The sequence below is a fragment of the Sneathia vaginalis genome (assembly GCF_000973085.1).
In the GTDB taxonomy this organism is placed as follows: domain Bacteria; phylum Fusobacteriota; class Fusobacteriia; order Fusobacteriales; family Leptotrichiaceae; genus Sneathia; species Sneathia vaginalis.
On the sequence record NZ_CP011280.1, the window covers coordinates 300,741 to 325,472 of the forward strand.

Here is a 24,732-nt window from a genome sequence, read left to right on the forward strand (position 1 = left end):
GTGAAAGAGGCTATGGAAAAAATAAAGATAGCAGAAGAAAATGCCAATAACATTGTTAATGATGCTAATACAAAAGCAAAAGAAATACTTTCTGAAGCCAAAAAGAAATCCTTAAAATTCTACGATGATACTATACAAAAGAATAAGGAAGATTTTGAAAAAAAATTGAATCAGTCTGTTTCAAATTTAAAAGATGAGTTAAGCATAGAAATAGAAAATGCTTTAACTAAAGCAAAAGAGATAACAGATAGTGCAAGAAAGAATGGAACGGATGTTGCGAATAAGATATTAGATGAATTGTTAAAGTAAGGTGTTAAAATGGCTATATTAAACATGAGTAGATTTAATTTAATAGTATTTGAACATGACAAGAAAGAAATATTGAATTCATTACAAAATTTCAGAGAAGTAGACTTTAGACAAAGTGATATAAAGGAATTTGGATATGACAATTTTCTTTCAAGTGATATAGAAGAAATTGAAGATAATATTTTTAAATTAGATCAAGTAATAAAAAAATTAAGAAAGTATGAAAAAGCAAAAGGAGCACTAAAGAGTCTAAAAGACGGCCAAAAGACTTTTACTTATTCAGAACTTAAAGAATTTACTAAAAATCATGACTTTAAAAAAGTCGTAGATGAAGTAACAAAATTACAATTTGATTATGATGCAAATTTAAAGACTATTGAAAATGCAAGAATAAAGATACAAGATTATACACCTTTATTAGAATTAGATATATCTAATAAGGAAATACACAGTTTAAAACAAGTATTTTGTAATATAGGTATGATACCAACAAAATATTTAAGTAATTTAGAAAATGATGAAATATATTACGAAGTAATAAATAAGACTGTAAAGGAAAGTCTAGTTTGTATTGTTTCAAAGAATAATAATAAAGATTTAGTAAAAGAAATATTGAGAAAAAGTAATTTCAATAAGCTAAGTCTTAGTTTAGAAAAGAAGCCTTGTGAATATATCGAAGAGTTTAATAAAGAAATCGAAGAAAAGACTAATGTAAACAACGATATAGTAGAAAAATTCAAACAATATGCTGATGATATCGAAGATTTAGAAGTATGTTATGAATACTATTGCAATGAAAAATTAAGAGAAATAAAGAGTGAAGGCTTTGGAAAAACTGATGAATTAGTAGTATTGGAAGGATTTATTCCAACTGAAAAGGAAAATGAATTTAAAAAACAAATTGAAGATGTATGTAGTAACTACTATTACCTAACAATGGAAAAAGTTGCTAAGACTTCAAATGATGCACCTATAAAATTAAAGAACGGTAAGTTCTCAGATGCATTTGAAGGTTTAGTTAAAACATATTCAATGCCAAGCTATAATGAAATAGATCCTACTCCATTAGTAGCACCATTCTATTGGCTATTCTTTGGTATGATGGTAGCAGACTTTGGATACGGATTATTAGTTACAATACTATCAGGTATAGTTCTTAAAACTTGTAACTTAAAGGAAGCAATGAGAAAGAATGTTAAATTCTTCTTCTACTTAGGATTTTCAATAATGCTTTGGGGAGCAATATATGGATCATACTTTAGCTTGCCACTAGGTATACCTGGTTTAATTAATCCAACAACAGACTATAACACAATATTGAAATTATCAATTGTTATCGGTTTAATTCATGTATTTGTTGGACTTGGTGCTAAAGCATATATGCAAATAAGAGATGGAAAACCTTTAGATGCCTTTTATGATGTAGGATTATGGTATTTAACTTTAACTACTGTAATATTACTACTATTAGGAAAGTATATGGGATTCAACCCAATAGCTATGAAGGTAATTAAATACATAATGATACTTTCAATGATAGGTATAATCCTAACTGGAGGTAGAGAAGTTAAAAATATAGGTGGAAGAATAGGTCTTGGAGTTTATTCACTATATGGAATATCTGGATATATGGGAGACTTAATATCATATGCACGTTTAATGGCTCTAGGTCTATCAGGTGGATTTATAGCATTATCAGTTAACCAAATTTGTGCAATGGTAGGATTTAAACCAGCTACAATAATATTTGTAATTATCATCTTTGTGTTTGGACAAACATTTAACATACTATTATCACTATTAGGTGCATATGTGCACTCAGCAAGACTAATATATGTTGAATTCTTTGGAAAATTCTATGAAGGTGGAGGAAAAGAATTTAAAGATTTTAAAATAGACGAAAAATATATTAACATAAAAGAAGATAAATAATTAGGAGGAAGTAAAATATGGAAGCTTTAAAACAAACAGGTGTATTTTTTGGAATGTTAGGGATAGCATTATCAGTAATTTTAGCTGGTATGGGATCAGCTAAAGGTGTAGGTATGGTTGGGGAAGCTGCCTCAGCAGTTGTAATAGATGAACCAGAAAAATTCGGTAAATCATTAATACTTCAATTACTACCAGGTTCACAAGGATTATACGGATTTGCAATTGGACTATTAGCACTAGGTAAATTAAGCAATGAATTAACTACTTTACAAGGATTCTTAATTTTAGTAGCTTGCTTACCAGTAGGTATAGTTGGATATTATTCAGCAATAGCACAAGCAAAAGTATCAGTAGCAGGAATTACAATCTTAATTAAAAATGAAAGTCAACAAATTAAGGGAGTTGTTTATGCAGTTATGGTTGAAATATATGCCCTATTAGCATTCGTTATTTCATTCATACTAATCAGTAGATAATCGGAGGAGAAAGTAAAATGGGAAATTTAGAAAGAATAACAGCTAAAATAGTAGAAGAAGCTAACGAAAAGGCTAATTTCATTCTGAATGATGCTAAAAACCAATCTGAAGATATTTTAGTAAAAGCAAATATTAGAGCTAATGATGCTGTAGAAGAATTAAAAAAAGAATACGACTCAAAAGAAAAAACAGAATTAGATAGAGTAAGATCTAGTATTGCATTAAAAAGTAGAAATACTATACTTAAAGCAAAACAAGAATCAATAAGCTATATATTTGATGAATTGTATAAAAAGATTAAAGGACTTCCTTTAGACAAAATGAAAGAATATATACTTAAAACATTAAGTGGAAGAACTTTAAAAGAAAATGAAAAATTAGTATTACCTAAAGAATATGAAGGAATGGATTTAGGAATAGAATATGTATTAAGTGATAAAATAGATACAGGATTTTTAATTGAAAAAAATGGAATTTATGAAAACTATACTTTGGAGGCTTTAATTGAACTTAAAAAAGATGAAATTGAAGCTCAAATACAAGAAAATATATTTTTCTAGAGGGGGTTTTTGATGATAGACAGAATGAATTATGTTCAAACTGCAGCCAGAGTAAAAGTAAAAGAAAAAAAATTACTAAATAAAGCAAAATTAAATCGTATGATAGATGCAGACAGTGCATTAGATATACTTAAAATATTAAGCGAAACTGACTATAGTAAAAGTATGGCAGGTGTAAGCGATAATAATTCATTTGAAGAAATTTTGAAAAATGAATCAGAAAGAGTGTATAAGTTTGCAACTGATGTAGCTAAAGATTGTCAAGATTGTGTTAAAGTATTTAAGCTAAAAGGTATATTTCAAAATTTAAAATTAACCTTGAAGAATAAGATAAAGGGTGAAAGTGTAGAAGAAATTGATGAAGAATACCTTGGTGAATATGATTTAGCAATGAAAGAATACGAAAAGAATAAAGATGTACAAGCTGCGGTTATACTACTTGATAGATTGTATTTTGAAAGATTAGAAAAGCTTTGTAAGAAGTTAGATCTTGAAATATTGAATGAATACTTTAAACTTAGTCTTAATTCATATAACTTATTAACTTTTTTAAGACTTAAAAATCAAAAAAGATCATATAAATATGCAAAGTTCTGTATATTTTTTGATGATGACTTGTTAAGAATATATGAACAAGATTCAAACTATATTGCATCATTGGAAAAATATTTCGATGATAAAAATATGTGGTCTTTATACCAAAAAGATCAAAAGATATCAGTTATAGAAAAGGTATTGGAAAATAAGGTTGTTGAATTAATAAAAAAATACAAAAATATCAATTATGGTATAGAACCAGTAATAACATATATACTAGCAAAAGAATATGAAATGAAGGCTATTAGATTAATAATGACAGGTAAGATTAATAAGATACCTAATGAGGTAATAAAAGAAAGATTGAGGGAAATTTATGTATAAATTAGCAGTAATTGGTGACAAAGATTCAATAATTTCCTTTAAAGTATTAGGTGTTGATATATATCCTGTAGATTTTACAGAAGATACTGAAGAATTAGCTAACAATATTAAAAAAGTAATAGAACACCTAGTATATAAGGGATATGGAATAATATTTATTACTGAAGAATATGCAAAATATTCTAAAAATGTAATTGATAGATACAAAGGACAAACACTACCTATGATTACATTGATTCCAAGTAATAGAGGAAGTTTAAATATTGGAATGAGTAAAATTGATGAAAATATTGAAAAAGCAATAGGTACAAATATATTATAGGAGGAAAGTTTTGAAAGTCGGTAAAATAGTAAAAGTTTCAGGACCCTTAGTTGTAGCGGAAAACATGGACGAAGCAAATGTGTATGACGTTGTTAAAGTTGGGGAAAAGAAACTTATAGGTGAAATAATAGAAATGAGAGGCGATAGAGCTTCAATCCAAGTCTATGAAGAAACAGCTGGAATAGGGCCTGGAGAACCTGTAATTTCAACAGGAGAACCTTTAAGTGTTGAATTAGGACCAGGATTATTAGAAAATATGTTTGATGGTATTCAAAGACCACTAGATATGATTAGAGAACAAGTTGGAGACTTCTTAGAAAAAGGTGTAGAAGTAAAGCCATTAAATAGAGAAAAGAAATGGACATTTAAGAAATTAAAAAATGTTGGTGATAAGGTAAGTACAGGTGATATTTTAGGAGTAGTACAAGAAACTGAAGTAATAGAACATAAAATAATGGTTCCATATGGAGTTGAAGGTATTGTTGAAGACATTAAAGAAGGTGACTTCACAATAGAAGAAACTGTTGCTGTAGTCGCAGGAAAGAATATATGTATGTTACAAAAATGGCCAGTACGTCGTGGAAGAAGATATAAGAAGAAGATAAACCCTACAGAACCATTAATAACAGGACAAAGAGTTATAGATACATTCTTCCCAGTAACTAAAGGAGGAACTGCCTGTGTACCAGGTCCATTTGGATCAGGTAAAACTGTAGTACAACACCAATTTGCAAAATGGGGAGATGCACAAATAGTTGTGTATATCGGATGTGGTGAACGTGGAAATGAAATGACAGACGTTTTAATGGAATTCCCAGAAATTATAGACCCTAAGACTGGACAATCACTTATGAAAAGAACAGTCTTAATTGCAAATACTTCAAATATGCCAGTTGCAGCCCGTGAAGCTTCAATATATACTGGTATAACAATAGGTGAATATTATAGAGACATGGGATATTCAGTTTCAATAATGGCAGATTCAACATCAAGATGGGCAGAAGCATTAAGAGAAATGTCAGGTCGTCTAGAAGAAATGCCAGGGGACGAAGGATATCCAGCATACCTTTCATCAAGAGCAGCAGAATTCTATGAAAGAGCAGGAAAAGTAGTATGCTTTGGTGAAGGAGATAGAATAGGAGCATTAACAGTTATAGGTGCTGTTTCACCTCCAGGTGGAGATATATCAGAACCAGTATCACAAGCAACACTTAGAATAGTTAAGGTATTCTGGGGACTAGATTCAACATTAGCATACAGAAGACACTTCCCAGCTATAAACTGGTTAAATTCATATTCTCTATACCAAACAAAAGTAGACGAATGGATGGATCAAAATGTTTCTAGTACTTTCTCTAAGAGAAGAAAACAAGCTATGAAACTATTACAAGAAGAATCAAATTTACAAGAAGTTGTTAGATTGGTAGGTAAAGATACATTATCACAAGAAGATCAATTGAAATTAGAAGCTGCTAAGAGTATAAGAGAAGACTTCTTACAACAAAATGCCTTCCATGAACAAGATACATTTACATCATTAGATAAACAAGATAAAATGTTAACTATGGTTCTAGATTACTATAACGAATCAGTAAAAGCTCTAAAAAATGGTGTATATCTTGGGAATCTATTAAATTTACCTATAAGAGAAAAAATAGCAAGAGCAAAATATGTAGATGAAAAAGAAATATCTAAGTTAGATGATATTATTAAATCAATACCTAAAGAAATTGAAGGTTTAATTAGTGCAGTTAAGGAGGAAGTATTATGATAAAAGAGTATCAAACAATTAAAGAAATTGTTGGTCCTTTGATGACTGTTACTGGTGTAGAAGGTGTAAAATACGAAGAATTAGTTGAAATAGAAACACAAACTGGTGAACACAGAATGGGTAAAGTCTTAGAAATTGATGGAGATAAGGCAGTTGTACAACTATTTGAATCAGCAGCAGGAATTAATATGAAAAATTCAAAAGTTAGATTTTTGGCAAAACCATTAACTTTAAGAGTTTCAGAAGATATGATAGGTAGAGTATTTAATGGATTAGGAAAAGAAATGGATGGAGGTCCAAAGATAATACCAGAAAAGAAATTAGATATTAATGGTATGGCAATAAATCCAGTATCAAGAGACTATCCATCAGAATTTATACAAACAGGAGTTTCAGCTATTGATGGATTAAATACACTAGTTCGTGGACAAAAATTACCAATATTCTCTGGAAGTGGACTACCACATGCAGAACTTGCAGCACAAATAGCAAGACAAGCAAAAGTATTAGGAAGTGGAGAAAAGTTCGCCGTTGTATTTGCTGCAGTTGGTATAACTTATGAAGAAGCTGAATTCTTTATAGACGACTTCAAAAAGACAGGATCTATAGATAGAGCAGTATTATTCATAAACCTTGCAAATGACCCAGCAGTTGAACGTATTGCAACACCAAGAATGGCACTAACTTGTGCTGAATACCTAGCATTTGAAAAAGGTATGCATGTTTTAACAATAATAACAGACTTAACAAATTATTGTGAAGCTTTAAGAGAAATATCAGCAGCCAGAAAAGAAGTACCAGGTAGACGTGGATATCCAGGATATCTATATACCGATTTATCAACACTTTATGAAAGAGCTGGTAAAATTAAAGGTAGACCAGGTTCAATAACACAAATACCTATACTAACAATGCCAGAAGATGACAAAACACATCCAATTCCTGACTTAACAGGATATATAACAGAAGGGCAAATAATCTTAAGTAGAGAATTATACAAGAAGAATATTATGCCACCTATTGATGTATTGCCATCATTATCAAGACTTAAAGATAAAGGAATAGGGGACGGTAAAACAAGAGAAGACCATGCAGATACTATGAACCAATTGTTTGCTGCTTATGCAACAGGTAAGGAAGCTAAGGAATTAGCAGTAATATTAGGGGAATCTGCATTATCAGATACAGATAAATTATTCGCAAAGTTTGCTGAAAGATTTGAAGAAGAATATGTAGGTCAAGGATTTGAAGAAAATAGAACTATAGAACAAACATTAAATTTAGGATGGAAACTATTAAGAATATTACCTAGAACAGAATTAAAGAGAATTAGAGATAAATATCTTGAAAAATATCTTGATAAAAAGGAGGATTAGTTAATGGCAAAGCTAAATGTTAATCCAACAAGAATGGAATTAAGTAAGCTTAAAATTAAACTGGTCACTGCTATAAAAGGGCATAAATTATTAAAAGATAAACAAGATGAACTTATGAGAATTTTTATTGAAATGATAAAAAAGAATAAGGAAGCAAGATCTAAAACAGAAAAAAAAGTTGAAAAAGCTTTAAAGAACTTCCTTTTAGCTAGGGCAATAATGACGGATGAATCATTTAATGAAGCAGTTTGTATGCCTAAGATGGAATTTAAAATAGACGTATCAAAGAAAAATGTTATGAGTGTTAGAATTCCAGTTTTATCACTAGATGAAAATTTGAGTAATCCAGATTTAACTGATATATATCCATATTCATATGGTAGTACATCAGCAGAATTAGATGATGCAGTTTATGAATTGAATAGTATAATGCCAGATTTAATAAGATTAAGTGAATTAGAAAAATCTTGTCAATTAATGGCAGATGAAATTGAAAAGACAAGAAGAAGAGTAAATGCACTAGAATATATGACTATACCTCAATTAGAAGAAACAATCAAGTTTATACGTATGAAGTTAGATGAAAATGATAGAGCAAGTACTATACGGTTAATGAAGGCTGGAATAAATTAAAAAAAGGAGCAGAGATGCTTCTTTTTTTATGGTTTAAGTTTTGTAATAGGCACAACATATATTCCGTCTTTTCTCTTGTACACGTAAGGTGCGTTTGCACATAGTATTAGTAGGAAAGATGGTTTTTTCATACGTGTTGTATCTATCTCTATAATGATAAATAGTCCCATCTAAAAAGTCTGCATATATTCTTAAATCTCTAATACATAAATTTTCAAATAAAAATCCCATAGTATTTAAGTCATCTAATAAATCTTGTGGTCCAATTCCTATATAAATATTTTTTTATTTTTCATTCCAGTATTTGGCTGTTTTTCATTCCAGTATTTGGCCGTTTTTCATTCCAGTATTTGGCTGTTTTTCATTCCAGTATTTGGCTATAATTTTTTTAAAAAAATTGTTTAAAAAACATTTGACAAAACAAATAAAAGGTGCTAACATACAATTGTTAGCAGATAAAGATGTTGAGTGCTAATTAAAAAGGAGTGATATATATGGATAATAAATATACAGAAAAAGCTACATTGGCGTTGTCAGAAGGTCAAAATTTTGCTAAGAAGTATTCTAATTCAGAGTATAAGGTAGAACATTTACTATTAGCATTAATTGGACAACCACAAGGCTTAATACCTAACATATTAGAAAGAATAGGTTATGATGTAAATAAATTACAAAAAGAATTAATGAATAGGATAGATAAATTTGCAAAGGTAACAGGAGGTAATTTGAGTGTAAGCCAAGAATTATCTAATGTTATAGTTGATGCACAACGATATATGGAAAAAATGGGAGACCAGTATATAAGTGTGGAACATTTATTCTTATCTATAATGGATAATACAAAAATATTAAAAGAACTAGGTGTGGATAGACAAAAGTTTGTTAGTATCCTAGAAAAAGTTAGAGGAGGACAAAAGGTTATGAGTGAAAATCCAGAAAATACATATGAAGTACTAGAAAAGTATGGTAAAGATTTAGTAGAACTTGTAAAACAAGGTAAGATAGACCCCATTATTGGACGTGATGATGAAATACGTAGATCAGTTCAAATATTATCAAGAAGAAATAAAAATAACCCAGTATTAATTGGTGAACCTGGTGTAGGTAAAACAGCAATAGTTGAAGGTATTGCATGGAGAATAGTAAAAGGTGATGTTCCAGAAACATTAAAGGATAAAAAGATATTCAGCCTAGATATGGGTGCATTAATTTCAGGTGCTAAGTATAGGGGTGAATTTGAAGAAAGATTAAAAGCAATAATAAATACATTGGAACAATCAAAAGGTCAAATTATACTATTTATAGACGAAGTGCATAATATAGTAGGAGCTGGTTCTAGTGAAGGAAGCATGGATGCTTCAAATCTTCTAAAGCCTATGCTTGCAAGGGGTGAAATAAAGGTTATAGGTGCTACAACATTAGATGAATATAGAAAGTATATTGAAAAAGATGCAGCACTAGAAAGAAGATTCCAACCAGTATTAGTTGAAGAACCAACAGTTGAAGAAACAATTTCTATACTCCGTGGTTTAAAAGAAAAATTTGAACAATTCCATGGTGTAAGAATAACAGATAATGCATTAGTAGAAGCTGCAAAGCTTTCTAGTAGATATATTTCAGATAGATTCTTACCAGATAAGGCAATAGACCTATTAGACGAAGCTTGTGCTAAGTTAAAAACAGAAATAAATTCTATGCCAACAGAATTAGATGAATTAACTCGTCAAGTAACACAATTAGAAATTGAAAGACAAGCCTTAAAGAAAGAAGAAGATGAAGCTAGTAAGAAAAGATTAGAAGACCTTGAAAAAGATCTTGAAGAAAAGAAAGCTACTCAAAAAGAAATGTTAGCTCAATGGGAAAAAGAAAAGAATAAAGTAGTAGAAATTAAGAAATTACAAGGTGAATTAGAAAAAGCAAAACTTGACTTAGATGAATATAGTACAAGAAATATAGACTATGAAAAAGCAGGGCAATTAAAATATCAAATAATACCACAAATAAAAGAAAAATTGGAAGCTTTGAAGAACAAGAATGAACAAAAAATGGTAAGTCAAAAGATAACAGAAGATGAAATAGCAGAAGTTATAGCTGCATGGACACATATACCAGTTACAAAACTTATGCAAGGTGAAAAAGAAAAATTATTGAATCTTGATGAAAAGATAAAAGAAAGAGTAGTAGGACAAGACGAAACAGTTAGAAAAGTTTATGAAACAATTTTAAGATCACGTGCTGGATTAAAAGATCCTAATCGTCCAATAGGTTCATTTATCTTCTTAGGACCAACAGGTGTAGGTAAGACATATCTTGCTAAGACATTAGCATACAATCTATTTGATGATGAAAGCAATATGATAAGAATTGATATGAGTGAATACATGGATAAATTTAGTACATCAAGATTAATAGGTGCTGCTCCTGGTTATGTTGGATATGAAGAAGGTGGACAATTAACAGAAGCTGTTAGAAGAAAACCATATTCAGTAATATTATTTGATGAAATAGAAAAAGCTCACCCAGAAGTATTTAACCTATTATTACAAGTATTAGATGATGGTAGATTAACTGATAATAAGGGTAAAGTTGTAAACTTTAAAAATACTATAATAATAATGACATCTAACTTAAAAGAAGAAGATTTGAAACATTACTTCAAACCAGAATTTTTAAACAGGGTTGATGAAATTACAGTATTTAATAGTTTAACTAAAGATAATGTTGCTAAGATTGTTGAAAAAGAAATTAATGAATTGAATAAATTATTAGTTGATAAATTTATTACAATTAAAGCAGATAAGAATGCTATAGACTATATTGTAGATAATTCTTATGACAAAGAATATGGTGCAAGACCAATTAGAAGATATGTGCAACGTAATATAGAAACAGATTTATCAAAGATGTTATTAGAAAACAGAATACCTAATAATTCAACAGTTGTTATTGGTGTTAAGGATAATAAGTTGGAATATAGTGTTAAGTAAAAACGTTAAAAATGTGTATGGATGTATCTGTACACATTTTTTTGTAAATATAAATAAAAAAAGAAAAATGTTTACATAAAAAGTAAATAAGAGTATAATAAACTAATCAATAGAAAATAAAAGAGGTAGAAAATGAAGCTTAAAGAATTTTTGTTGTACGTTGTATTGTTTATAAAAAAAGTAATATTTATATGTACTTTAATAGCACCAATGTTTATTGTAAATAGCCTATTTTTAAAAGATATAAAATCAATATGTTTTTTTATAGTAATTCAATTTATACTATATATTATTGATGTTATCTTTGGATATCTTTCTGAACTTTTTATGGAAAAACATTTAGAAGAAAGGAAATTAAATTTAATAGATACACTTATTGATAAAATAACAAAACAATCTAATGATAAATTTAAGTATAGAGATAAATATATATCATGGATAATAAATGATATGAACATTTTAAAATATGAATATTTTAAACCAAAAATAGAAATATTCTTTTTAATTTTTGAAATAGTTATATATTTACTAGGATTGATATATTTTGGAGTTGCATTTTTTATCGTAAATATATTAGGAACATTATTAATTACCATATATACAAGCAGCAAGTCTAAAAATTATAGTAATGTAAATAGTGATATTTCAAAACTATCTGAAAATAAGACAAAATTTATAACTAATTTATTTGAAAATATATTTACTTTTTGGTTTTCAGGAGATATGAAAATCTTTAAAGAAAAAAATGTGGAATATAATGAAGTGTTTCTAGGTAAAATGAAGAAAGTTATAAAGCCATTATATATTTTTTTAACACAAAAAAATATACTTTTGATACTGATTCAAACTATAAATATAATACTTGCAATTTACTATATTTATAAAGGTAAAATAAGTTTAGGAGCATATAGTGTTATAGGTAGCTTTTCAGGATATTTAACTAATACCTTTAATCTAATTATTCAAAACTATGTTTCAATAAAAAAATCTAAAGAAGTACTTAAAAGATATGATGAAGAACTTATTAGTGAAAAACAAGGAGAAGTTGTTTTATCTGATATAGATACAATAGAATTTAAGAATATATTTTTTAAGGATGTATATAATAACTTCAATTATACCTTTGAAAAGAATAAAAAATATTTGATTATAGGAGAATCAGGCTGTGGTAAATCAACTTTAATGAATTTAATATTAAAAAATATTGAAGATTATACAGGTGATATATATATTAATAATCATAAATTAGAGGGCATAAATAAATATTCGATATATAAAAATATTGAATATATGAATGCAGATAACTTTATTTTTTATTCTACTATAGATAATAATATTAGTATGTTTGATGATGAAATAAATAAAAATAAGGTTAATAATATATTAGAAAATTTAAATTTAGAGAATAGAAGTGAAGAACTTACTGAAAATGGTGTATCTTTAGGACAAAAACAAAGAATAAATTTAGCAAGAGTCTTATATATGGATAAACCTATTATCATATTAGATGAAGCGACATCAAATTTAGATAAAAATAATAGAGAAAGAATAGAAAATATGTTCTTGAATTTAAATAAAACAATAATATTTATAACACACTATTATGATGAGAAATTTATAAAAAATTTTGATGAAGTACTTTTACTAAAAAGAGGTGGTAAATATGAAAGACATATTGTTTCAAAATGAATATATAAAAAAACTAAGATTAAAGAATTTTTTAATCTCAATCTTATACGTCATACTATCATTGATTAATGCATTAATACCACTATCTTTAATTAAAGTATTAGATTATATAATACAAAAAAAGGTTAAATTTGCAATTTTTGCAATGATAACAGTATCAATACTGTATATATTACTTGTATGCCTTAAATCACTAATTGAATACAGTTCAGTTGTTGTAAAAGAAAGAAATAAAATAGAGATAATAAGGGTTTTAATTAATAAAATTTCAAAGCAAAAAACAAGTTCAATTGATACAAATAAATATTTGTCATGGATATTTAATGATGTGGAAAGCATAATAAATTTGTATATTACAAATTTATTCAATCTATATGCATGTATATCAATGCTAATATTCTCTATGATATCAATATTATATATAAATAAATATATTATGGTTTTAGTTATTGCACTATCTATAGTATCTTTAGCTATTCCTAAAATTTTTGTTAAAAGATTAAAAATTGTTCAAAAAAAATTAAATGATTCTCAAGAAAAGCATTTATTTAAAATAAAGAATTTTTTATTAGGTATGATATATTTTATATATAATAATAAAAGAAGTAAGTTTATCAACCTAATTAGAAAAGAAAATTTAAAATTAAAAGAAGCAACAATATTAAATTTTAAAGAAAATGATATATATGAAAGTATTATGAATTTATTTAGTGTATTATCAAAATTTTTAATCAGTGCTGTTATATGTATCCTAATATATTTAGGTAAGGTTAGCTTTGGTACATTTTTTGGAATTGTAAGTATATATAATAATTTTTTAAATTCATTTTTAACTTTATCAGGAATTGTTGGAAGAATAAAGGTTGGTAAATCTATATTCGATAAATTTGATCTAGAAGTTTTAGAAGAAACTGAAAATAGAATAAAAATAGATAAGATAAATAGTATTAGTATGGAAAATGTATCAGTTGCTAATAAACTTAAACCATTAACAACATCATTTCAAAAAAGTAATAAATATAGTATTGTTGGAGAATCTGGTAGTGGTAAAACTACATTAATAAGAACAATATTAGGTTTTGAAAAATATGATGGTAATATTTTAGTAAATGGTATAAATATTAAAAATATAGATATGAAAAATGTATATAATGAAATTGACTATGTTAATGATGATAAAAATATATTGTTAGGAAATATATATGAAAATATATCGCTATTTAAGCAATATAATAAACAAAAGATTGATAAGATATTAAATCTTTTAAATTTAACTCATTTAAGTACCTATGATATTTTATCTAATGATAAGTTGTCAACAGGAGAAATTGCTAGAGTAAAATTAGCAAGGTTGATATATGATGATAAGGATATATTGATTTTAGATGAAGCTTTAGCAAATATTGATGTAAAAAATAGAGATATTATTAATAATTATTTATCTACAACAAATAAAACTATTATTGAAGTAACACATCATTTAGACGAAAAATTAAAATATAATGTGATAGCATTAAAGTAAAATACAATTCTGCAATACTTATACCTTTCCAAGCAGTTACGATACCATTGATTTCACTATTTGGTAAAGAACATATGTTAAATATAGTAGGTTTAATATTTATGTATTTAGGATTTGGTTCAAGCTTATCAATTTTTTATACCACTACTTAAACCAAACACAGTAACAGCTGCTATATTAAATACTATTTGGATTGTGAAATAAAAATGGCGAGAAAAAAACTCGCCTTTTTTTTATCACCATGCAGAATTAATTAATACTTCTTCGCCGTATCCACCATTCATTTTTTGAGGGTTAGTTGAGTTGTAGGCACGTTGTACTCTAATACCCCTTATACCAACTTCTCTTGCAGCTAGGATATCGTCATCACTGTCTCCATAGTGTATAGCTACATCATGTTTTTTTATGTAGTATGATTTATCATATTTATATCCACCAGTTGGTGTATCTCTTGTGTATTCAACATAAACTTCGTATGGAAGATTAAAGAATCTCTTTAAAGTTCTTGATAATCTAGTTGAAGTATAGTTTTTTTGACCATGAAGTGGAGTTCTACCTGTTATGAAGAAGATTCTATCTCCTCTTTTTAAGTGCATATTTATTAAATCTTGTGCAGATTTTTTAGGTATAGAAAGTTCATCTCCACTTTTTGAAACAAAGTCCCAGAACTTTTGATTGTATAAATAGCTTACTGGATTTTTAGAATCAGTTTGGAAGTGATCTTGACCATATCTAAAATATCCACTAGAGTGAACTAGAGTATCATCAATATCAAAACTTACGTTGATAGGTGGTTGACCTTTTAAACTGTTTTCAATATCTTCTACTGAAACGAAATGTACTGCCTTTTGCACATTGTCAGTTGAATAAAAACCTTGATGTGTGTAAGGTACTTTTGGACCTTTAGCCATAGCTAAAGTAGCTAATGTTAAGAATAATAAACTAACTTTTTTCATATATATCCTCCTATATTTAATATGCAATAAAGTGTACCTCAAAATTGGGAGATGTCAATATATATTATAAAAAAAAGATTAATTACTTAATCTTTAAATGGTAATATGGTTGGGCTGGCTGGATTCGAACCAACGCATGGTGGAGTCAAAGTCCACTGCCTTACCGCTTGGCTACAGCCCATCAACTGACAAACAAAATTATATAATCAATAATGATATTTGTCAAGAATATTTAAAATAATCCAGGAATCTTAAGACCACCTGTAACTGTTTCCATTTCAGATTCAGCTAATGCATCAGCTTTAGCTGTAACTTCTTTAATAGCAGTTAGGATTAAATTTTCAAGTTCTGAAGCATCTTTTTCAGATACAGCTTCTTCTAATATTTCTTTACTTATTTTTATATCAACTAATTCCTTTTGTCCGTTAGCTTTAACAACTATTTGTCCACCAGCAACAGAGTGTTCAATGATCTTATCTTTTAAATCATCTTGAATTTGAAGCATAGCTTCTTGCATTTGTTTTGCTCTTTTGATTATATCTACTTGACTAGTAGATGAACCAGCAGATTTTATCTTTCTTACCATAACTCCTCCGATTAAAAAAAAAAGATGGTGGCGAGGGAAGGATTCGAACCTTCGAAGGCTGAGCCGGCAGATTTACAGTCTGCTCCCTTTGGCCACTCGGGTACCTCGCCAGTGGTGCCGCTTATCGGAATCGAACCAATCACCTACTGATTACAAGTCAGTTGCTCTACCAAATGAGCTAAAGCGGCATATTAATGGCGGAAGTGACGAGACTTGAACTCGCGACATCTTGCGTGACAGGCAAGCACTCTAACCAACTGAGCTACACCTCCGCGTATGGTGGTCACAATTGGGCTCGAACCAATGACCCCCTGCTTGTAAGGCAGGTGCTCTCCCAACTGAGCTATGCGACCATATATTGTTTGGTAGGGCCTAGGAGAATCGAACTCCTGTTGCCGGGATGAAAACCCGATGTCCTAACCACTAGACGAAGGCCCCAAACCTTGTTCCCCTTGGAACAAGATATATAATATCAAAAAAAAAATGATTGTCAACAATTTTTTATTAAAAAAATTATTTTATCCATTTGACCATCTCTTCCTTGTAGGAAATATGAGGTCTTCTTTCTTCTGCCTTATACCCAATAGCCATGATAGAAATTGGAATTAGATTACTAGGCAAGTCTAAAATTTCTTTTGTAATTTCTTCGGCATTATCATTATCTAATATACCCATCCATACAGTTCCAAGTCCCATATGCGTAGCCATTATAGCTATATTTTCTAAAGATGCTGCACAGTCTTGTATTAAAAATGTCATATTAGGATCTTTTGATTTATCACCACATGCTAAAATTGCAACTGGTGCAGTTTCAAAAGCCTTACCATAAGGATGTTTTAAGAAAAATTCATGTAAGACATCTTTGTTTTCAATGACATAAAAAATTCTAGGTTCTTTTTTATGTGCAGATGGAGCAGCAATTGCACCTCTTAATAGTTCTTTTATAGTATCTTCATCTAAATTTTGACTAGTAAAACTTCTTATGCTTCTTCTATCAAAAATTTCTTTCATATTACCACCTCTATTACTTATTGTATCATTAAAAAACTAGAAAAAAAAGGATATAAATGATATAATGTACATATTAATATAAATAGGGAGAAGAGTATGGAAAATAAAAATTATGGTTCAGATGACATAACTGTCCTTGAGGGATTAGAAGCTGTTAGAAAAAGACCAGGTATGTATATAGGAACAACATCATCAAGAGGTTTACATCATCTAGTGTGGGAAACAGTAGATAATAGTATAGATGAAGCATTAGCTGGCTATTGTGATACTATAATTGTTAGAATGTTAGAAGATAATTACATAGAAGTTGAAGATAATGGACGTGGTATTCCTATTGATATGCATAAGACTGGTAGACCAACACTTGAAGTAGTAATGACAATACTTCATGCTGGTGGGAAGTTTAATGACAAAAATTACACTTACTCAGGTGGACTACATGGAGTAGGAGTTTCTGTAGTTAATGCGTTATCAACAAATTTGATTGCAACTGTTACAAGAGATGGAAAAATAGTAAGACAAACATTTTCAAAAGGTAAGCCTACTACAGATTGTACACAAATAGGTACAGCAAGTCTTGATAAACATGGGACAATAATCAGATTTAGACCTGATGAAGAAATATTTGAAGAAGTTCTATTTGAATATAATATACTAAAAGAAAGATTAAAAGAACTAGCATATCTTAATACAGGATTAAAGATAATATTAAGAGATGAAAGAGATTTAGAAAGCATAAAAGAAGAAGTATTCCATTTTGAAGGTGGAATAAAAGATTATGTTGGAGAATTAATTAGTGATGATAAGGTAATATCACCAATAATCTACATGAAAGATAATGCAAAAATAACTGGTGGTAAGATTGTTGAAGTTGAAATAGCTCTTGCTTATAGAGAAAATACACAAGCAATAGTGGAACACTCATTTGTAAATAATATTAATACATATGATGGTGGTACACATGTTCAAGGATTTAGAACAGCTTTAACAAGAACAGTTAATGATGTTGCAAAGAAATTAAATTTACTAAAAGATAAAAAAGATGAAAATCTACAAGGTTCAGATGTTAGAGAAGGTATCGTTAGTGTTATAAACATAAAATTCCCTGAACCACAATTTGAAAGTCAAACAAAATCAAAATTAGGAAGTAGTGAAGCTCAATCAGCAGTTTCTAGTGTAGTTAATAATAAATTAAAACTATACTTAGAAGACCATCCTAAAGAAGCAACAGCTATAATAGAAAAGATGATAATATCTAAAAAAGCTAGAGAAGCTGCAAAAAATGCAAGAAACAACATATTAAGAAAAAATCCATTAGAAATAGGGTCACTACCAGGTAAGTTAGCAGATTGTTCATCTAAAAAGAGTGAAGAATGCGAAATTTACATAGTCGAAGGAGATTCAGCTGGTGGATCAGCTAAACAAGGAAGAGATAGAAAAATTCAAGCTATACTACCACTTAGAGGTAAGATATTAAATGTTGAAAAAGCTGTATTACATAAGATGCTAGAAAACAATGAAATAAAAGCTATGGTTACAGCATTTGGTACTAATATAGGTGATAATTTTGATATTTCAAAATTAAGATATGGTAAGATAATAATAATGACAGATGCTGATGTTGATGGAGCACATATTAGAACATTGATGTTAACATTCTTCTTTAGATATTTAAGAGAATTAATTAATCAAGGTCATATATATATAGCACAACCACCTTTATACAAAGTACAAGTAGCAAAGAAAATAAAATACGCATATTCAGATGACGAATTAAAGAAAATAACAGGTGTTTTAGAAGAAGAAAGTAAAAAATATACTATACAAAGATATAAAGGGTTAGGAGAAATGAATCCTGAACAATTATGGGAAACAACTATGGATCCAGAAAATAGAACATTACTTAAGGTAACATTAGAAAATGCAAGTTATGCAGACAAGATGTTTAACATATTAATGGGAGATAAAGTAGAGCCAAGAAGACAATTTATAGAAGAACATGCAAAACATGTTAAAAACTTGGATATTTAGGAGAAGATAATGAACGAAAATGATGAAAATAACAAAAGAGTAGACGAGGTTATGGACACGTCTAAAAAGGAACAAGAAATCCCTATATTCATAGAAGATGAAATAAAATCATCATATCTTGATTATTCTATGAGTGTCATAGTTTCACGTGCATTACCAGATGTACGTGATGGTCTTAAGCCAGTGCATAGAAGAGTCTTGTTTGCTATGAATGATATGGGAATGACATACAATAGTCCATATAAAAAATCAGCAAGAATTGTTGGGGAAGTTTTAGGTAAGTACCACCCACATGGTGATACTGCTGTATACAATACAATGGTAAGAATGGCACAAGATTTTAATAGTAGATATATGCTAGTTGATGGACATGGGAATTTTGGTTCAGTTGACGGAGACTCAGCAGCAGCTATGAGATATACTGAAGCAAGAATGGCAAAGATTGCTAATGAAATGCTTTTAGATATCAATAAAAATACTATAGACTTTAGAAAAAACTTTGATGAAACTCTAGATGAACCAGTTGTATTACCAGCAAAATTACCTAACTTACTAGTAAATGGTACAACAGGTATAGCAGTAGGTATGGCTACAAATATACCTCCACATAATCTAGCAGAAGTTTGTGATGGTATAGTTTCATTAATAGATAATAGAGATATAACTATAGATGAATTAATAGAACATATTAAAGGACCTGACTTTCCAACTGGAGGTATAATAAATGGTAAACAAGGTATTTATGATGCTTACAGAACAGGTAGAGGTAAGGTACAAGTTGCAGGTAAGGTAGATATACAAACAAATGCACATGGTAAATCAAGCATAATAATTACAGAAATACCTTATCAAGTTAATAAGGCAAAGCTAGTTGAAAAAATAGCAGAACTATACAGACAAAAGAAAATTACAGGTATAACAGATATTAGAGATGAATCAAATAAACATGGAATAAGAATAGTAATAGATGTTAAGAAAAATGAAGAACCTGAATTAATCTTAAATATGCTATATAAATACACAGATTTACAAACAACATTTGGTGTAATAATGTTAGCGTTAGTTAATAATGTGCCTAAAGTACTAAATTTAAAACAAATACTATCTAAGTATCTAGAACATAGATATGAAGTTGTAGAAAGAAGAACTAAATTTGATCTTGATAAGGCTAAGAGAAGAGCTCATATTTTAGAAGGATTTAGAATAGCATTAGATAACATTGATGAAATAATTAAATTAATTAAATCATCTAAAGATGCTAATATTGCAAAAGATAGATTGATGAGTGAATTTATGTTCTCAGAAATACAAGCTAAATCTATACTAGACATGAGATTACAAAGACTAACAGGACTTGAAAGAGATAAGATAGAACAAGAATATAGTGAATTACTAGCACTAATTGAGGAGTTAGAAGAAATTTTACAAAGTTCAGATAAGAAGTATGAAATAATAAAACAAGAAGTATTAGAATTAAAAACTAATTATGGAGATAAAAGAAGAACAGAAATACAAAATAAGCGTAATGAAATTGATGCAGAAGATTTAATAAAAGAAGAAGATGTAGTTGTAACTATAACTAACAAAGGGTACGTTAAAAGAATAACTACTGCTTCATATAAGTCACAAAGAAGAGGTGGAGTTGGAGTAAATTCAATTAACACAGTGGAAGATGATGAAGTAAGTGACATATATACAGTTAAAACTCTAGATAGATTATTAGTCTTCACTGATAAAGGTAAAGCATATAGTATAAAAGTATATGAAATACCAGAAGCAAGTAAACAAGCAAGAGGAAGATTAATTAGTAATATAATAAATCTTGGAGAAAATGAAAATGTAAGTGCAATACTTAATACTTCAGGTTCAAATGAAAATTCACAAATTTTAATAGTTACAAGAAAAGGTATAGCTAAGAAGATGGATATTAAGCTATTTATGAATATTAATAAATCAGGTATAAGAGCAATAACTCTTAAAGAAGATGATGAATTAGTATTTACAGATATATGTAGCGAAGAAAATGAAGTGTTTGTTGCAACAAAGAAGGGTCTTGCTATAAGATTTGAGTCTAAAGATATTCGTGCTATGGGACGTAGTGCAAGTGGAGTAAGAGCAATTAAATTAAATAAAGACGATATAGTAGCAAGTGCATGTATTGTAGATAAAAATAAGAAAAATGAAGTATTAACTGTAACTAGTGAAGGTTATGGAAAAAGAACTGATATAGAAGAGTATAAGGTTCAAAATAGAGGTGGAAAGGGATTAAAGAACTTTAAGATAACACCTAAAACAGGAGATATAGTAAGTTCTATACTAGTAGATGATAGTGTTAAAGAAATAATGCTAATAACTAAAGAAGGAACATTAATAAGAACAAAAATAAATGAAATTTCAAAAATTAGTAGATCTACATCAGGAGTTAGAATTATGAAACCTAAGAATGATGATGTTGTAACTTCAGTTGCATTAGCACCAGAAGGAGAGGAAGAAAATGACTAAAAAAAGATTTCTATTTCTATTAACTAGTGAAGAGGAAATGGAAAAAGCAAGTAAGTTTTCAGAAGCTGTAAGAAAAAAGCTAAATGATGTTGATGTGATAGCTCTTTATGTTAAAGATGTTATGAAATATGAAATGTTTTTAAATAACATGAATGGTTATGGTATACAAAGTCCAGCATCTATGGTTGTTGAAGAATACAGAGAAATAGAGACTAAAGTGTATGAAAAAATAAAGAAAAAAGCTGTAGAATATTTTGATAAAGTCTATAGTAAAGAAGGAGACACACACGAAGTCTTATTAGAAGAAATGAAGGCATATGATGCACTAGTAGTTGTTAAATCTGAAGATTTAACACCAGCTATGAAAAATCTTTTAAGAGATCACTATAAACCATTAATAATTTTAGGAGATAAAAAAGAATATTCAATAGACAAAATACTTATGCTAAATGATGGAGGATATAAGGTAAATAAATCTATATTTGCCTTCTTCCACTTGTTTGGTGAACAAAATATTGATGTATTAAGAGTAAATATAAATGAGACAAATAGATTAACTGAAAGATTTGGAAATGTTTGTAATGTAATAGATGAAACTAGTGATGATGTTTATTCTACAATAATGGAATATGTACCTAAATATGATATGGTAATTATTGGAGAATTAAGATTTACTGTTTTATTTGAAAGATTAACAGGACAAACTGGTATAAAAATAATTGAAAATACAGATACTACAATATTTATGGGGTGATTATTTTGGAAGATAAAAATTTACATGTTAAATTATCTGTAAAAGTTTTTGAGACTATAATTTCATGGTTATTAGGTTTTAATTTTTTAATAGCAATATTGCTATTTTTCAAAGGTTTAAAAATATTTAATATGTTACATAAGAGCTTAACATTAAGCTCTTCATTTGTTGATTTAGTAACAGTTTTAGTTAAAAATGATGGTGAATTAAAAGGCTTACAAAAACTGATGGAAATTTATCACATTTTCACTATTATAACTGTAATAGTGGTAGCGATATTTATAATAATAAGGCTTGCTAGAAGAGAACAAGATAAATTACTTAAATTTATGTATATAATAATGATAAGCTTTATAATCTTTGCAAACTTTTTAATATATTTAACTAATGACCTATTTTATGCATTAAAGAGCATAAATGAAAGAATATATACACAAGAATTATCTAAAGTTTTGCACCTTTTACAAAAAATGCAAAATATTAAAGATACAAGATATATAATATTAATTACGTTTGGAATAACAATGCTATTAGGTTTAGTATCAATAATAGTATATATATATGAGGTTGTTCAAAAGAAAGATGAAGTATTTTTCCCAAGACTAAATCGTTTCCTATACTTACTACCAATACTAGTGTTTATTGTATTAGCGGTATCAAGATATACTGTAATTAAAAATTCAAGTGTAATAAAACCATTTGATTACTATATCCTAGGATATGACATAGATGAAAAGAATAACATAATACCTGTGTCTTATGTTAATAATAAGAAAATAGAAGAAAAATACCTAGATCCATATATAGCTAATTTCCTAGAAAAAGGATTAGCATTTGATATACAAAAAGAAGATAGAACTTTAGAAAAAAATAAGAGTATGAAAGTTTCAATTTCATATAATGTAGATCAAGCCAATGAATTGGGATTAAAGATAAAAGGTATAATAGGTTATGTAAAGAATAAGGATAAACCTGAACTGCTAAAAGATGTTAAGAAATTAAATAAAAAGTCACTCTTACACTTATTGAAAAAATATGAAATTAAATATATAAATAAGAATAAGAATGATGATATGTGTGGATATTATTATGGCACTGATAGAAATAATAATATTGAAGTGTTTGTCATATCAAAGGTAAATACAGATACTATACCATTAAAATACAAACTAAGAATGCAACCTACAAATAGTGTCTTTGTATATCAAATACTTTATTTAGGTAATGTATTTATAAACCAAAAAGGAGATGCTATGGGCTATACAGCTATTAATAACGAAAATGGTGTCTTATACGAAGGAGATAAACAACTAATTAATGAATATTTAAAAGAAAGTAAGATATCAAAATTTTAGTAAGAAGGGATAAAAATGGAAGATAAAATTACAAAAATAGAAGAACAAATTTTAAAAGAACTAAAAAATGTAATTAGTCTTGATAAGTTAAATGAAGTTAGGGTAAAAGCCTTAGGTAAAAAAAGTGAATTTAGTATGCTTTTAAAAGAAATGGTTAACCTTAGTGGAGATGAAAGAAAAGAATTAGGTAAAAGAATAAATGAAACAAAAAATTTAATCAAGGATAGAATTGATGAGGCAGCACTTAATATTAAAGAAAATATAAAGAAAGAAAGAATTAAAAGAGAAAGTATAGATATTAGCTTGCCAGGTAAAAAACAAAATCATGGAAGCTTACATCCAATTACAAAAACAGTTTTGGAAATTAAGTCTATTGTTTCTGAAATGGGATTTGATATATCAGATGGACCAGAAGTTGAATTAGTGAAATATAATTTTGATGCATTAAATATACCTAAAACACACCCTTCAAGAGAAAAAACAGATACTTTCTATATTACAGATGAAGTAGTTCTAAGAACACAAACTTCACCTATGCAAATTAGATATATGCTAGAACATAAACCACCATTTAGAATGATTTCATTAGGTAAAGTATATAGACCAGACTATGATGTCTCTCATACTCCTATGTTCCACCAAGTAGAAGGTTTAATGGTTGGTGAAGATGTATCATTTGCTAACTTTAAAGCAATGTTAGAATTAATAGTAAAAAGAATATTTGGTCAAGAAAGAAAAGTAAGATTTAGACCTCATTTCTTCCCATTTACAGAACCTAGTGCAGAAATGGACGTAGAATGTGGTGTATGTAAAGGTAAAGGATGTAGAGTTTGTAAAAACAGCGGTTGGCTTGAAATTTTAGGTAGTGGTATGGTTAATCCTAAAGTATTAGAAGCTGGAGGAATAGACCCTAAAAAATATCAAGGTTTTGCATTTGGAATAGGGCTTGAAAGAGTAACAATGCTAAAATATGGTATAGATGATTTGAGAGCATTTTTTGAAAATGATATTAGATTCTTGGAACAATTTTAGGGGGTAT

At 28.3% G+C, this 24,732-nt stretch carries 20 protein-coding genes and 6 tRNA genes; 17 read left to right on the plus strand and 9 right to left on the minus strand.

Annotated elements, in window-relative coordinates:
- From VC03_RS01460 to VC03_RS01515, 12 genes are all read left to right on the plus strand, one after another.
- Complete coding sequence (locus tag VC03_RS01460) at window positions 1–309, plus strand: hypothetical protein (RefSeq protein WP_046328347.1); 309 nt, start codon at window positions 1–3, stop codon at window positions 307–309.
- Between the two features lie 9 nt (window positions 310–318).
- Window positions 319–2,241: a V-type ATP synthase subunit I gene (locus tag VC03_RS01465; RefSeq protein ID WP_046328348.1), complete on the plus strand. Its 1,923-nt coding sequence runs from the start codon at window positions 319–321 to the stop codon at window positions 2,239–2,241.
- A 17-nt stretch (window positions 2,242–2,258) separates the two neighbouring features.
- Window positions 2,259–2,717, plus strand: coding sequence for a V-type ATP synthase subunit K (locus VC03_RS01470; RefSeq protein WP_046328349.1), 459 nt, complete (start codon window positions 2,259–2,261; stop codon window positions 2,715–2,717).
- A gap of 17 nt (window positions 2,718–2,734) precedes the next feature.
- Complete coding sequence (locus VC03_RS01475) at window positions 2,735–3,277, plus strand: V-type ATP synthase subunit E (RefSeq protein ID WP_046328350.1); 543 nt, start codon at window positions 2,735–2,737, stop codon at window positions 3,275–3,277.
- A 12-nt stretch (window positions 3,278–3,289) separates the two neighbouring features.
- Window positions 3,290–4,198, plus strand: coding sequence for a V-type ATPase subunit (locus VC03_RS01480; RefSeq protein WP_046328351.1), 909 nt, complete (start codon window positions 3,290–3,292; stop codon window positions 4,196–4,198).
- A complete protein-coding gene (locus VC03_RS01485) occupies window positions 4,191–4,520 on the plus strand; it encodes a V-type ATP synthase subunit F (RefSeq protein ID WP_046328352.1) in 330 nt (109 codons plus the stop codon). The genes VC03_RS01480 and VC03_RS01485 overlap by 8 nt, the downstream gene beginning before the upstream one ends.
- A gap of 10 nt (window positions 4,521–4,530) precedes the next feature.
- Window positions 4,531–6,291: a V-type ATP synthase subunit A gene (locus VC03_RS01490; protein WP_084710335.1), complete on the plus strand. Its 1,761-nt coding sequence runs from the start codon at window positions 4,531–4,533 to the stop codon at window positions 6,289–6,291.
- Complete coding sequence (locus VC03_RS01495) at window positions 6,288–7,667, plus strand: V-type ATP synthase subunit B (RefSeq protein WP_046328353.1); 1,380 nt, start codon at window positions 6,288–6,290, stop codon at window positions 7,665–7,667. Before VC03_RS01490 ends, VC03_RS01495 begins: the two co-directional genes overlap by 4 nt.
- A 3-nt stretch (window positions 7,668–7,670) precedes the next feature.
- A complete protein-coding gene (locus tag VC03_RS01500) occupies window positions 7,671–8,300 on the plus strand; it encodes a V-type ATP synthase subunit D (RefSeq protein ID WP_046328354.1) in 630 nt (209 codons plus the stop codon).
- A gap of 494 nt (window positions 8,301–8,794) precedes the next feature.
- Window positions 8,795–11,287 carry an ATP-dependent Clp protease ATP-binding subunit gene (locus VC03_RS01505; protein WP_046328355.1) on the plus strand — a complete coding sequence of 831 codons (2,493 nt, stop codon included), beginning with the start codon at window positions 8,795–8,797 and terminating at the stop codon, window positions 11,285–11,287.
- Window positions 11,288–11,419: 132 nt separating this feature from the next.
- Window positions 11,420–12,976, plus strand: a complete 1,557-nt coding sequence (locus VC03_RS01510) for an ATP-binding cassette domain-containing protein (RefSeq protein ID WP_046328356.1) — start codon at window positions 11,420–11,422, stop codon at window positions 12,974–12,976.
- Window positions 12,951–14,498 carry an ATP-binding cassette domain-containing protein gene (locus tag VC03_RS01515; RefSeq protein WP_046328357.1) on the plus strand — a complete coding sequence of 516 codons (1,548 nt, stop codon included), beginning with the start codon at window positions 12,951–12,953 and terminating at the stop codon, window positions 14,496–14,498. The genes VC03_RS01510 and VC03_RS01515 overlap by 26 nt, the downstream gene beginning before the upstream one ends.
- Window positions 14,499–14,734: 236 nt before the next feature.
- Here the strand turns inward: VC03_RS01515 and aphA are convergent, their stop codons facing one another.
- From aphA to VC03_RS01560, 9 genes are all read right to left on the minus strand, one after another.
- Complete coding sequence (gene aphA / locus VC03_RS01520; RefSeq protein WP_046328358.1) at window positions 14,735–15,454, minus strand: acid phosphatase AphA; 720 nt, start codon at window positions 15,452–15,454, stop codon at window positions 14,735–14,737.
- 106 nt (window positions 15,455–15,560) lie between these two features.
- A tRNA-Gln gene (locus tag VC03_RS01525) sits at window positions 15,561–15,635 on the minus strand.
- A gap of 51 nt (window positions 15,636–15,686) precedes the next feature.
- Window positions 15,687–16,040, minus strand: coding sequence for a YbaB/EbfC family nucleoid-associated protein (locus VC03_RS01530; protein WP_046328359.1), 354 nt, complete (start codon window positions 16,038–16,040; stop codon window positions 15,687–15,689).
- 25 nt (window positions 16,041–16,065) lie between these two features.
- A tRNA-Tyr gene (locus VC03_RS01535) sits at window positions 16,066–16,150 on the minus strand.
- A gap of 2 nt (window positions 16,151–16,152) precedes the next feature.
- Window positions 16,153–16,228 (minus strand) — tRNA-Thr (locus VC03_RS01540).
- A gap of 7 nt (window positions 16,229–16,235) precedes the next feature.
- Window positions 16,236–16,312: transfer RNA gene (locus VC03_RS01545), tRNA-Asp, on the minus strand.
- A gap of 5 nt (window positions 16,313–16,317) precedes the next feature.
- Window positions 16,318–16,393 (minus strand) — tRNA-Val (locus VC03_RS01550).
- Window positions 16,394–16,403: 10 nt separating this feature from the next.
- Window positions 16,404–16,478, minus strand: a tRNA-Glu gene (locus VC03_RS01555).
- A 75-nt stretch (window positions 16,479–16,553) separates the two neighbouring features.
- Window positions 16,554–17,051 (minus strand): nitroreductase family protein, encoded by a 498-nt coding sequence (locus VC03_RS01560; RefSeq protein WP_046328360.1) that lies wholly within the window; start codon window positions 17,049–17,051, stop codon window positions 16,554–16,556.
- 96 nt (window positions 17,052–17,147) lie between these two features.
- Between VC03_RS01560 and gyrB the strand changes: the two genes are divergently transcribed.
- From gyrB to pheS, 5 genes are read left to right on the plus strand one after another with little or no spacing between them, the layout of a single operon-like run.
- A complete protein-coding gene (gene gyrB, locus VC03_RS01565) occupies window positions 17,148–19,082 on the plus strand; it encodes a DNA topoisomerase (ATP-hydrolyzing) subunit B (RefSeq protein WP_046328361.1) in 1,935 nt (644 codons plus the stop codon).
- Window positions 19,083–19,133: 51 nt separating this feature from the next.
- Window positions 19,134–21,584: a DNA gyrase subunit A gene (gene gyrA, locus VC03_RS01570; protein ID WP_046329234.1), complete on the plus strand. Its 2,451-nt coding sequence runs from the start codon at window positions 19,134–19,136 to the stop codon at window positions 21,582–21,584.
- A complete protein-coding gene (locus tag VC03_RS01575; protein WP_046328362.1) occupies window positions 21,577–22,338 on the plus strand; it encodes a hypothetical protein in 762 nt (253 codons plus the stop codon). Before gyrA ends, VC03_RS01575 begins: the two co-directional genes overlap by 8 nt.
- A 5-nt stretch (window positions 22,339–22,343) precedes the next feature.
- The gene (locus VC03_RS01580; protein ID WP_046328363.1) at window positions 22,344–23,693 is read left to right on the plus strand and encodes a hypothetical protein; all 1,350 of its coding nucleotides are present in this window, start codon (window positions 22,344–22,346) and stop codon (window positions 23,691–23,693) included.
- A 15-nt stretch (window positions 23,694–23,708) separates the two neighbouring features.
- Window positions 23,709–24,725, plus strand: coding sequence for a phenylalanine--tRNA ligase subunit alpha (pheS, locus tag VC03_RS01585; protein WP_046328364.1), 1,017 nt, complete (start codon window positions 23,709–23,711; stop codon window positions 24,723–24,725).
- The last annotated feature ends 7 nt before the right edge of the window (window positions 24,726–24,732 follow it).